Annotated in this window: 11 protein-coding genes; all 11 read right to left on the bottom strand. The window is 39.2% G+C overall.

Annotated features, from left to right (window positions below; genetic code table 11):
• Positions 1–113: 113 nt before the first annotated feature.
• The 11 genes from pyrE to JFT89_RS28795 all read right to left on the bottom strand — a co-directional run bounded on the left by pyrE (position 114) and on the right by JFT89_RS28795 (position 12,868).
• Positions 114–746, bottom strand: coding sequence for an orotate phosphoribosyltransferase (pyrE, locus tag JFT89_RS28845; RefSeq protein WP_002137968.1), 633 nt, complete (start codon positions 744–746; stop codon positions 114–116).
• Positions 743–1,459, bottom strand: coding sequence for an orotidine-5'-phosphate decarboxylase (gene pyrF, locus JFT89_RS28840; RefSeq protein ID WP_000083510.1), 717 nt, complete (start codon positions 1,457–1,459; stop codon positions 743–745). The genes pyrE and pyrF overlap by 4 nt, the downstream gene beginning before the upstream one ends.
• Complete coding sequence (pyrD, locus tag JFT89_RS28835) at positions 1,444–2,373, bottom strand: dihydroorotate oxidase B catalytic subunit (RefSeq protein WP_002088238.1); 930 nt, start codon at positions 2,371–2,373, stop codon at positions 1,444–1,446. The genes pyrF and pyrD overlap by 16 nt, the downstream gene beginning before the upstream one ends.
• A complete protein-coding gene (pyrK, locus tag JFT89_RS28830; RefSeq protein ID WP_002088239.1) occupies positions 2,370–3,149 on the bottom strand; it encodes a dihydroorotate oxidase B electron transfer subunit in 780 nt (259 codons plus the stop codon). The genes pyrD and pyrK overlap by 4 nt, the downstream gene beginning before the upstream one ends.
• Positions 3,146–6,364, bottom strand: coding sequence for a carbamoyl-phosphate synthase large subunit (gene carB, locus JFT89_RS28825; protein ID WP_201040946.1), 3,219 nt, complete (start codon positions 6,362–6,364; stop codon positions 3,146–3,148). Before carB ends, pyrK begins: the two co-directional genes overlap by 4 nt.
• Positions 6,349–7,446 carry a carbamoyl phosphate synthase small subunit gene (locus tag JFT89_RS28820; RefSeq protein ID WP_201040944.1) on the bottom strand — a complete coding sequence of 366 codons (1,098 nt, stop codon included), beginning with the start codon at positions 7,444–7,446 and terminating at the stop codon, positions 6,349–6,351. The genes carB and JFT89_RS28820 overlap by 16 nt, the downstream gene beginning before the upstream one ends.
• On the bottom strand, positions 7,443–8,729 hold the full coding sequence (gene pyrC, locus JFT89_RS28815) for a dihydroorotase (protein WP_002088243.1): 1,287 nt from the start codon (positions 8,727–8,729) through the stop codon (positions 7,443–7,445). Before pyrC ends, JFT89_RS28820 begins: the two co-directional genes overlap by 4 nt.
• Positions 8,713–9,627 (bottom strand): aspartate carbamoyltransferase, encoded by a 915-nt coding sequence (gene pyrB, locus JFT89_RS28810; protein ID WP_002128846.1) that lies wholly within the window; start codon positions 9,625–9,627, stop codon positions 8,713–8,715. The genes pyrC and pyrB overlap by 17 nt, the downstream gene beginning before the upstream one ends.
• A gap of 147 nt (positions 9,628–9,774) precedes the next feature.
• Positions 9,775–11,067, bottom strand: coding sequence for a uracil permease (gene uraA, locus JFT89_RS28805; protein WP_002014712.1), 1,293 nt, complete (start codon positions 11,065–11,067; stop codon positions 9,775–9,777).
• A 146-nt stretch (positions 11,068–11,213) separates the two neighbouring features.
• Positions 11,214–11,756, bottom strand: coding sequence for a bifunctional pyrimidine operon transcriptional regulator/uracil phosphoribosyltransferase (gene pyrR / locus JFT89_RS28800; protein WP_001156489.1), 543 nt, complete (start codon positions 11,754–11,756; stop codon positions 11,214–11,216).
• Positions 11,757–11,959: 203 nt separating this feature from the next.
• A complete protein-coding gene (locus JFT89_RS28795) occupies positions 11,960–12,868 on the bottom strand; it encodes an RluA family pseudouridine synthase (protein WP_002137978.1) in 909 nt (302 codons plus the stop codon).
• Positions 12,869–12,871: the final 3 nt, after the last annotated feature.

Below are 12,871 nucleotides of genomic sequence, written 5' to 3'. Positions count from 1 at the left end.
TTAGTGAGGAGATTGTAATATGATTTTCTTTGATATCGATGGAACTTTACATAAAATTTTAGCAATGATATAAAAAAGACGACAGCGTTCCCCCGCGGTCGTCTTTTTTCGTGTTACGCTGTGATCCAAGCTTCATTAGCTGGATTTTTACGCCACTCTTGTAATTTTTTCGTTTCAGCTTGTCCGATCATACCTTTTTCTGCTGCAACTTCAGTTAATGCACTGTAATCACTTAAAGAATACGATGCTACGTTTGCTGCTTCTAGTTTCTCTTTTCCTGACTCAAGCTCGTATGTGAAGATTGATACGATTCCTAATACTTCACAGCCAGCTTCGCGAAGTGCTTCTACACATGTAATTGCACTACCGCCAGTTGAAATTAAGTCTTCTACTACTACTACTTTTTGACCTTTTTCAGCTTTTCCCTCGATTTGGTTCCCTTTACCGTGACCTTTTGCTTTACTACGCACGTAGCACATTGGTAAATCCATACGATCGCTTACCCATGCAGCGTGCGCAATACCAGCAGTTGCTGTTCCTGCAATAACTTCTACAGTTGGGAAGTGCTCTTTAATTAACTCTTCTAATCCAGCTGCAATCGCTTGGCGTACTTTTGGATAAGATAAAGTTAAACGATTATCACAATAAATTGGTGATTTTATACCAGAAGACCAAGTAAATGGGTCATTCGGTTGTAAAAATACTGCTCCAATTTCTAATAAATGCGATGCGATTTCTTTTTTCATACTGTTACACCTTCCCACTGTTGTTTTACTGTTTTATACGCTTCAAGCGGATTTTCTGCTTTTGTAATACTACGTCCTACTACGATGTAGCTTGAACCAAGTTCCCTCGCACGTTTCGGTGTTGCTACGCGCACTTGGTCATTTACATCATCGCTTGCAAGACGAATCCCCGGTGTTACTGTTACAAATTCATTTCCGCATACTTCACGTAATTTTGGTACTTCAAGTGTTGAACAAACAACGCCATCAAGTCCACTTTCTTTCGTTAATTTTGCATAATGAGCAACCGCTTCTTCTAACGTTTTCTCAATGCCAATCTCTTTTTTCATCATAGCTTCCGAAGTGCTTGTTAATTGTGTAACGGCAATACAAATCGGTCTCTCTTTTCCTTCTTGCTTACCTTCCTCTAATCCCTCAATCGCAGCTTTCATCATACTGCTTCCCCCAGCAGCATGAACATTTACCATATCTACATCTAGACTAGCTAGGCTACGCATAGCGCTTTTTACCGTATTCGGAATATCATGAAGTTTTAAATCTAGGAAGATTTTATGTCCTTTTTCTTTTAAGTACGTAATAATTGCAGGACCTTCTTTGTAAAACAACTCCATACCAACTTTGACAAATAACTCTTCCCCTTCAAAGTGGTGTAAGAATTGTTCTACCTCTTGTTTCCCTGGAAAATCTAGTGCAACGATTAACGACTGTGACATGTTTGCTTCCAGCTCCTTCCTTGACATTCCGAAATATGATCAAATCCTAATTCATCTAGTAATGCTGGTAATTCTTCAATAATTGTCGGACATACGAACGGATCGATAAAGTTCGCCGTTCCAACTGCAACCGCGCTTGCGCCAGCATAGAAGAATTCAATTACATCTTCCGCTGTTTCAATACCACCCATTCCGATGATCGGAATGTTAACCGCTTGACTTACTTCATGTACCATACGAATTGCTACTGGCTTAATCGCAGGCCCTGATAGTCCGCCCGTACGGTTTGCTAAAATTGGTTTTGCAGTTTTTAAATCTAGACGCATACCAAGCAATGTATTAATCATCGTTAAACCGTCCGCACCCGCATTTTCAATTGCTTTTGCAATTTCCACAATGTTTGCCACGTTCGGTGACAATTTCACATATACCGGTACTTCAGAAACCTCTTTTACTCGCTTCGTTAAATCAGCAGCAATTTCAGGATTTGTACCAAAAGCGATACCACCCGTTTTTACGTTTGGACAAGAAATATTTAATTCTAGCGCATGAACATTAGGTGCCTTTGAAATCGCCTTCGCAACCGCTACGTAATCCTCAGCTTGTGAACCCGCAACGTTTGCAATAATCGGAAGATCAAATTGCTCGAGAAAAGGTAATTCAGAATTCATTACCTTTTCTAATCCAGGATTTTGAAGCCCGATTGCATTTAGCATTCCGCCTGGTGTTTCAGCAACACGAGGCGTTGGGTTTCCATAACGAGGTTGTTCTGTTGTCGCTTTAATCATAATTGATCCAAGTACACTTAAATCATAGAACTGTGCATACTCACGACCAAATCCGAAGCAACCAGATGCTGGGATGATTGGATTTTTTAATGATAACCCTGGTAATTCAACTTGCAATCTGTTCATAGTACAACCTCCCCGATTGGAAATACTGGTCCGTCGCTACACACCTTCTTGTAAGAATGTCCACTCGGATCTGCTTGCAAATGGCATACACATGCGAAACATGCTCCAATACCACAGCCCATACGTTCTTCTAATGAAATGTAGGCTTTTCTCTCCTTATAGCGTCCTTCTAATGCACGAAGCATCGCTAAAGGTCCACATGAGTAGAGAATGTCAAAGTCAATTCCATAGCTATCGATTACATCTGTTACAAACCCTTTTGTACCATGTGTACCATCAACTGTTGCAACATACGTATCACCAAGTTCTGCGAATTTCTCTTCATAGAAGACAACATCTTTCGTTTGGAAACCTAAGATGTGAATAACGCGTACTCCTTTTGCTACAAGACGCTGTGACAATTCATATAGTGGTGGTACACCAATTCCCCCACCAACTAATAGAGCCGTTTGTCCAGATTCCGCTTCTTCTACAGGAAATCCATGACCAAGTGGTCCTAAAACATCTACAAGTTCACCTTGTTTTCTTTTCGCTAATGTTTTTGTTCCTTGTCCTTCCGCACGATATAGCATTGTAAATTCGTTCTTGTCTTGATCGACATTACAAATACTAATTGGGCGGCGCAGAAGGGGCGTAATGCCCTCTGCTACCTTAATGTGTACAAACTGCCCTGGATCGTTCATTTGCTGCACTAAATCCCCTTGAAGCACTAATTCGTAAATGTTTTTTGCGATTTCTTTTTGGTTAACGACGATCATATTTTGCTTTTGCATCATGCATGTACCACCTCGTGACGCTTCGTTTGCGTAATTTCTTTCATTGAATGAGCTGAGAATGTCATAGATTCTAATACTCTCAAGATTGCTCTCGTTGTATCAAGTGATGTTAAGCAAGCCACACCATTTTCTACTGATTCACGGCGAATGCGGAAACCATCACGCGCTGGTTGTTTTCCTTTTGTTAATGTATTGATTACAAACTGAGCTTTCCCTTGACGGATAATATCAAGTAAGTTGTAGTCTTCAGAATCAATTTTGTTTACAACTTGCACCGGAATGTTTTGTTCTGTTAGCGATTGTGCTGTTCCTGCTGTTGCTAATAAGTTATAGCCGATTTCATGGAAGCGTTTTGCGATTTCCATCGCTTCTTCTTTATCTTTATCCGCTACAGTGATGATTACTGATCCGTGCGTTGGAATGTTAATTCCTGAAGCAACAAGTCCTTTATATAATGCTTTTTCAAGCGTTAAATCTTTACCCATTACTTCCCCTGTTGATTTCATTTCAGGCCCTAATGTTGTATCAACTGAGCGTAGTTTCGCAAATGAGAATACCGGTGCTTTTACATACACTTCCTTCTCTTCTGGGTGATAGCCAGTTCCATATCCTTGTTCTACAAGGTTTTGACCTAAAATAACTTTCGTTGCGATATTTGCCATCGGTACGCCTGTAATTTTACTTAAGAATGGTACTGTACGGCTCGCACGTGGATTTACTTCAATTACATACACTTCATCTTTGAAAACTACAAACTGAATGTTTAGTAATCCAACAATGTTTAAACCTTTTCCAAGCCCAATTGTATGTTCAATAATTTGTTCTTTTAGTTTTTCAGATAAGCTCTGTGGTGGATATACTCCAATTGAATCCCCAGAGTGAACTCCAGCGCGTTCGATATGTTCCATAATACCTGGAATGAATACATTCTCACCGTCTGAAATTGCATCTACTTCAATTTCTTTACCAACCATATAACGGTCGATTAATACTGGGTGATCTGCGTGAACTTTAACCGCATTTTTCATGTAGTGCAGTAATTCTTCTTGACGATATACGATTTCCATCGCACGTCCACCTAGTACGTAAGATGGTCTTACTAATACTGGGTAACCAATTTTGTCAGCGATCGCTACTGCTTGCTCTACAGTCGTTGCTGTTTTACCAACTGGTTGTGGGATACCAAGCTTTGTTAAAGCTGCTTCAAACTTATCACGATCTTCTGCACGGTCTAAATCTTCAAGTGATGTTCCTAAGATTTTCACACCGTGTGCTTCTAATTTAGCCGCTAAGTTAATTGCCGTTTGTCCACCGAATTGGACGATAACACCTTCTGGCTTTTCTAAATCGATAATATGCATTACATCTTCGATTGTTAATGGTTCAAAGTATAATTTGTCAGAAATACTGAAGTCTGTTGAAACTGTTTCTGGGTTGTTATTAACAATGATTGCCTCATACCCAGCTTCTTTTATTGCCCATACAGAGTGAACTGTTGCATAATCAAACTCAACACCTTGACCAATACGGATTGGACCAGATCCTAGTACAACTACACTCTTACGATCTGTTACAATCGATTCATTCTCGTCACCATATGTGCTGTAGTAGTATGGTGTTGCAGATTCAAACTCTGCCGCACAAGTATCTACCATCTTATAAACAGGAGTCATATTGCTTTCTTTACGCATATCGTAAATTTCACGCTCTGTTTTGTTCCAAGCATTGGCGATGTAATGGTCACTGAAGCCCATTTCTTTCGCAGATTGTAACACTTCCATATTTCCTACATTCGCTTTTACTTCGCGTTCCATGTTTACGATATTTTCAACTTTTTGTAAGAAGAAGAAGTCCATTTCACACCATTCGTTGATTTCTTCTTTCGTTACACCTTGACGGATCGCTTCTGCTACAACGAACAGACGCTCGTCATCAGCTTTTATAATACGCTTTTTCATCGTTTCTTTATCAAGCTCTTTTAAGTGGTCTAACTCTAGGTGATAAACGCCAAGCTCTAAAGAACGGATCGCTTTTAATAATGATTGTTCTAAGTTACGTCCAATTGACATAACTTCACCAGTTGCCTTCATTTGTGTACCAAGTGTTCTGTTTGCTGATTCAAACTTATCAAATGGCCAACGTGGAATTTTTGAAACAACATAGTCTAATGCTGGCTCGAAGCAAGCGTATGTTTTTTGTGTTACTGGGTTTATAATTTCATCTAATGTTAAACCGACTGCAATTTTCGCCGCTAGCTTCGCAATTGGATATCCGGTTGCTTTAGATGCTAGTGCAGACGAACGACTCACACGCGGGTTTACTTCGATTACATAGTATTGGAAGCTATGTGGATCAAGTGCAAGCTGAACGTTACATCCACCTTCAATTCCTAATGCACGAATAATTCTTAATGAAGTGTTTCGTAACATTTGATACTCACGGTCACTTAATGTTTGGCTCGGTGCTACAACGATAGAATCACCTGTGTGAACCCCAACCGGATCGATATTTTCCATGTTACATACTACAATCGCGTTATCATTCGAATCGCGCATTACTTCATATTCAATTTCCTTACAACCAGCAATACTCTTTTCTAATAGACATTGTGTTACTGGACTATGTTTTAATCCACCTGATACGATTTCAATTAGTTCTTCTTCATTATTACAGATTCCGCCACCTGTTCCCCCCATTGTAAATGCTGGGCGAACAATAACTGGATAACCAATTTCTTTTACAAATTCATGTGCTTCTTCCAGCGTATGAATAATCGTGCTAGATGGAATTGGTTCATTTAATTCCTGCATTAATGTACGGAATAAGTCACGATCCTCGGCTTGCTCGATTGCTGATAATTTTGTTCCTAAAATTTCAACTCCGCACTCTTCAAGTATGCCTGATTTCGCAAGTTCAACAGCCATGTTTAGGCCTGTTTGACCACCTAATGTTGGTAGGAGTGCATCTGGACGTTCTTTACGAATGATACGGCTTACGAATTCTAATGTTAATGGTTCTATATATACTTTATCTGCTGTTGCAGTATCTGTCATAATTGTTGCTGGGTTAGAGTTAACAAGGATTACTTTGTAACCTTCTTCTCTAAGAGATTGACAAGCTTGTGTACCAGAGTAATCAAACTCTGCTGCTTGCCCAATTACAATTGGTCCTGATCCGATTACTAAAATTGTGTTAATGTCTAGGCGTTTTGGCATAACTCTTCCCCTTCTTTCTTGAAGTTTTCAATCATTGCTAAGAAATCTTCGAATAAATCATTTGCATCTTCTGGTCCTGCAGAAGCTTCTGGATGGTATTGCACTGTAAATGCTGGGAACTTCGTATGACGAAGACCTTCTACTGTTCCATCATTTAAAGCAACATGTGTAATTTCCAGTTCTGTATTTCCAACTGATTCTTCTTCTACTGCGTAACCATGGTTTTGAGATGTAATTGCTACTTTTCCAGTTGCAAGATTTTTTACTGGATGATTTAAACCACGGTGACCGAATTTTAACTTACTTGTATTCGCACCAGATGCTAGGGCGAACAATTGATGTCCTAGGCAAATCCCGAATAAAGGAACTTTACCAATAATTTCTTTTAACATTTCAATTGCTTCTGGTACATCTTTTGGGTCCCCAGGTCCATTACTTAACATAATTCCATCTGGGCTAAGGCGTAGAATTTCTTCTGCTGTTGTATTGTAAGGTACAACAATTACATCACAATCACGCTTATTTAATTCTCGTAAAATACCATGTTTCATTCCGAAGTCTACAAGTACAACTCGGTATCCACGGCCTGGACTTGGATATGGATCTTTTGTTGATACGCGTTTCACATGATCTGTAAAGACAGTTGCTTTCAATTGACTAACGATATCCTCTACATCCACATCCATATTGCAAAGACGTCCGCGTAAAGTTCCATATTGACGAATTTTTCTTGTTAATTTTCTCGTATCAATTCCTGCTAATCCTGGGATATTTCTTTCTTTCAAGTAATCATTTAACGAAATTTCATTACGGAAGTTTGATGGATGATCACAAATTTCGTTTACGATTAAACCATTTACAGATGGGTGAATTGATTCAAAATCATCACGGTTAATGCCGTAGTTTCCGATTAATGGATACGTAAATGTTACGATTTGACCGCAGTATGATGGATCAGATAAAGTTTCTTGATATCCAGTCATCCCAGTTGTAAATACAACCTCACCTGACTTTTCTATTTCTCCTCCGAAACCTTTTCCAATTAATACTGTTCCATCTTCTAAGATAAGTTGTCTTTTCATACTAATGCACTCTCCTTTTGCCATGCGATCTTACCACCAACGATTGTCATAACCGGCCAACCTTGGCATTTCCAACCTGCGAATGGTGTGTTTTTTCCTTTTGATAAGAATGTTGTTGGATCAATTTCTTCTTCTTGTTCTAAATCGATAATTGTAATATCAGCTGTTCTACCTTCTGTTAGGCGCCCTGCTTCTAAACCGAATGTGTCAGCCGGTTTTTCTGTTAAGAATTGAATCAGTTGCTCTAATGTAATGATTCCTTTTTTCACAAGGTTTGTATATAAAAGCGGGAATGCTGTTTCAAAACCAGTAATTCCGAACGGTGCTCTTTCAATCCCTTGCGCTTTCTCTTCTGCAGTATGCGGTGCATGGTCAGTTGCGATCATATCAATTGTTCCATCTAATAGTCCTTCAATTAACGCTGCATGATCTTCTTTTCCTCGAAGCGGTGGATTCATTTTAAAGTTAGGATCAGCCGATGGGATATCATCTTCACATAATACTAAGTGATGCGGTGTTACTTCTGCTGTCACCTTAATTCCAGCACGTTTCGCGTCACGGATTACACGTACAGATCCTTTTGTACTTACGTGACATACGTGGTAGTGACAATTTGCAGCTTCCGCAAGTAAGATGTCCCGGGCAATATGTACGGATTCACATACTGATGGGATACCGTTTAATCCGTGTTTCTCAGAAAACTTCCCTTCATGTACACATCCTTTATTAATAAGTGTGTTCTCTTCACAGTGTGCAACAACTGCCATATTTAATTTCGATGCACGCTTCATTGCAGCTAACATCATGCTTGCATCTTGCACGCCTACGCCATCATCAGTGAAAGCAAACGCTCCAAGTTCTTTTAACGTTTCAAAATCGGTCATTTCAGAACCTGCTTGACGTACTGTAATTGCTCCATATGGTAATACATTTACATGTGCTTTTTCTTTAATACGCTTTTGCAGGTCTTCCATATGTTCTTTACAATCTGGTACTGGGCGTGTGTTTGGCATTGCGCAAATTGTAGTAAATCCACCTTTTGCTGCTGCAAGTGTTCCTGTTTCAATTGTTTCTTTATGTTCACCACCTGGTTCACGAAGATGAACGTGTACATCTACTAATCCAGGTGCGATTAACTTTCCATTTACATCGATTACTTCAGCATTATCTGCCGTAATATTTTCTGCTACCTTCGCAATTTTACCGTCTTGTACGAGAAGATCTGTTGCTACAATTGTTCCTTCTGCATTCATATAACGACCATTTTTAAACAAATAATTCATGTTTCATTCCTCCTAATACATTTGGTAATGCGCGTTTTAGTACAGCCATTCTTACGTAGACCCCGTTTTCCATTTGCTTGAATATGCGTGAGCGTTCACACTCGACAAGTTCACTCGCAATTTCAACATCACGGTTTACAGGGGCTGGATGCATAATAATGCTTCCTTCTTTCATACGTTTTTCTCTTTCAACTGTTAACCCATGTTGCTCGTGATACTCTTTCATAATGTCTGTTTCATAATGGTCATGACGCTCATGTTGTACACGAAGTAACATCATCACATCCACTTCTGGAACAAGTTCATCTAAACTCTTGTACGTTCCAAATGTGTTCTCTTCATCTTTCCACTCTTCTGGGCTTGCAAAGTAAATTGTCGCGCCCAGTTTCGTTAATGCTTCTGCATTAGAACGTGCTACTCGGCTATGACGAACATCCCCAACTATTGCAATCTTCAAACCTTCAAATCTTCCAAACTCTTGTTTAATTGTTAGAAGATCGAGTAGACATTGCGTTGGATGATTTCCACATCCATCTCCAGCGTTCAAGATTGGGATATTCACCTGATCTTTTAATTCATCGAAGTAACGATCTTGCTCATGGCGGATGACTACCGCTTTTGTTCCGATTGATTCTAGTGTTCTTATCGTATCGTATAAAGTTTCACCTTTTTGTACGCTAGATGCATCTGCGGAAAAGTCTAATACTTCAAGTCCTAATCTCTTCTCAGCAACTTCAAAGCTAAATCTCGTCCTCGTACTATTCTCAAAGAACAAGTTCGCAACAAATGTTTGCTCTGTCGTTTTTCTCTCTTTTCCATTCGCGAAATCTTCTGCGTCTTTTAGGATTTCTGAAATTTCTTGTTCCGATAATTCACTCATCGTTAACAAATGGCTCATCGTCATCCCTCATCTTTCTGTTTTTTATGATAACACCATTGAATTTATATAACAATAACTGTATAAAAATACCCTAGTCTTTGAGACTAGGGTGCGTTAAAGTAGCCACCCTTTTCTATCTCACAGGACTGAATTAAAAGGTTATTTTTATGAAGCAATCTGCTTAGATTGTTTTGTTTTATTTGTTTGTTTTGTCTCTGGTAGTAGTAGATTTAATAGTACACCTACAATTGCTGCTAGCGCCATTCCTTCTACTTGGAACGATTCACCTACGTGCAGTACCGCTCCGCCAATACCGATTACTAGTATAACTGATGCAATCATTAGGTTTCGTTTGTCACCTAAGTCTGTTTTATCGTCTACCATCATACGTAAACCACTTGATGCGATTACTCCGAAGAGTAAGATTGATACACCACCCATAACTGGTGTTGGAATCGAATGAATCAGTGCTGAAATCTTCCCGATAAATCCAAACATGATTGCGAACACTGCTGAACCGATGAATAAGTATACACTGTATGCTCTCGTAATTGCTAGCACACCGATGTTTTCACCGTACGTTGTATTCGGTGGTCCTCCTATTAGTGATGCGATCAATGTTGCTATCCCATCACCGAAGATTGAACGATGTAAACCTGGTTTTTCAATTAAATCTCTTTTAATAACATTTCCAAGTACAATTTGATGTCCGATATGTTCTGAAATTGTTACAAGTGCAACTGGCACCATTAAGAGTACAATTTTCCATGAAAACTCCGGAGTATATGTTACAAACGGTACTGTGAAGTCTGGTATGACAAACCATTTTGCCTCAGCTACTGGCTTTAAATCTACTAGCCCTTGGAAGTAAGCGAATATATACCCGCCGATGATTCCAAGTAGCACTGGTATGATACTGAAAAATCCTCTCCCGAATATGGAGCAAATGATTGTAATTGCTAATGTTACTAATGCTACTGAAAAGTGTGTAATGCTATACTTACCATCCGCACCGTTCATCGCCATGTTCACTGCTGTATGTGCTAAAGATAAACCGATTACCATTACGACTGGCCCAACTACGATTGGCGGAAGTAATTTCATAATCCATTCTGACCCAGATTTCTTAATTCCGAGTGAGATTAAGATGTAAACAAGTCCCGCAAGCATTCCTCCAAGCATCGCAGCTCCAGGTCCACCTGCTGTTTTTGCTGTAATAATTGGTGCAATAAAGGCGAATGATGATCCTAAATATGCTGGTACTTGACCTTTCGTTATTAGAAGAAACGCTAGCGTTCCTAATCCACTTGATATTAAAGCTACTGATGGATTCAGTCCTGTTAAAAACGGAACAAGCACTGTTGATCCAAACATCGCGAACAAATGTTGTATACTTAATAATAACCATTTTCCCGGTTTCGGTACTTCATGAATGTCTAACACTGGCTTTTGCTCCATTGTTACATCCTCCTTCAGTTTTAATTTTTGCAATAAAAAAACTCTTTGTGCCTGTGCACAAAGAGTCCTACACTTTCGTATGCCAAATTTGACATATGAAAGCCAAGACCCTTTGGCAGCCTCACAGGACTACATTTAAAAGGGCTTTACTTATCGTATATGCTTACTCGATCTTGTTGATCTGTCTCTTGCAAATCAACTTCGATACGCTCTTCACTAGATGTTGGAATGTTCTTTCCTACATAATCAGCGCGAATTGGTAATTCACGATGACCTCTATCAACAAGAACAGCCAATTGGATTTGTGATGGTCTACCTAAATCCATAAGAGCATCCATTGCTGCTCGAACTGTTCTTCCTGTATATAACACATCATCCACAAGGATAACTTTTTTCTTCGTAATATCTACAGGAATATCAGAACCTTTTACAAGTGGTTCTTTATGTTTCGATTGTAGTGTTAAATCATCACGATACAACGTAATATCTAACTCTCCTACTTCCATCTCTTTTCCTTCAATTTGACCAATTCGTTCTGCCAAACGTTGTGCAATAAAAATTCCACGTGTTTTTATTCCGACAAGAACACAATTATCGACACCTTTATTTCGTTCCACGATTTCATGACTAATTCGTGTTAAAGCGCGGCGAATCATTTGGTCATCTAAAACGACAGCTTTCTCTTGCATGCTCTACACCTCCAAGTTTTTTTCTTGCGTGAGAGTAATGGTATAAAAAAAGTCCTCTCAGCGTGTGCGAGAGGACTTTTGAAAAAAGGGTACAACATACCCTAAGTATTTCAAACCGTTACCTTCTCAACCTCACGGGGCTGTGTTAAAGGATCATTATTTAACTGTTGTCAGTATCTCAGTTTTCTTATGATTTGTCAATACTATTTCCGTAAAATATTTAGCGCTTCTTCAAACACTTCTGGAATCGGTGCCTCAAACTCAATATATTCACCAGTACGAGGGTGATCGAAACCTAAAATCCCTGCATGAAGTGCTTGTCCATTCATATCTAATGTTTTCTTCGGACCATACTTTGGATCCCCTGCAAGTGGATAACCAATATACTTCATATGAACACGAATTTGGTGTGTACGTCCCGTTTCTAAGCGGCATTCTACAAGTGTGAAATCCTTAAATCGCTCTAACACTTGGAAATGTGTAACTGCATTCTTACCATTTTCATCAACAGTCATACTTTGACGTTCTTTTTTATCACGACCAATTGGAGCGTCAATTGTTCCTTTATCATGTGGAATTACACCATGTACAATCGCTTTATAACGTCTTGTTACCGTTTTTGCTACAAGTTGATTTACAAGTGATTCATGCGCCATATCATTTTTAGCAACCATTAATAATCCAGATGTATCCTTATCAATACGGTGTACTATACCAGGACGCATTACACCGTTAATACCTGATAAGTCTGTACAATGATGCATAAGTCCGTTTACAAGCGTACCCTTCGTATGCCCTGGTGCTGGATGTACTACCATGCCACGCGGCTTATTTACAACTAGTACATCGGCATCTTCATAATAAACTTCTAAATTCATATCTTCCGGTTGAATATCTAACTCTTCTGGCTCGGGAATTGTTACTGTAATTTCATCATTTCCTTTTACTTTATAATTCCCTTTAACTGATTTTCCATTTACTGTCACAACAGCATCTTTAATCCATTGCTGCACTTGTGAACGTGACCATTCACTGTTTATTTCTGCAACGAATTTATCAATTCGCTCGCTTTTTTGTTCTTCTGCAACTGTTACTTGTACTACTTCACTCATTCA

The sequence above is a fragment of the Bacillus sp. TH25 genome, assembly GCF_016650935.1.
Lineage (GTDB): Bacteria > Bacillota > Bacilli > Bacillales > Bacillaceae_G > Bacillus_A > Bacillus_A mycoides.
Note: the sequence above shows the minus strand (reverse complement) of the source record. Positions and strands in the feature narration are given on the sequence as shown.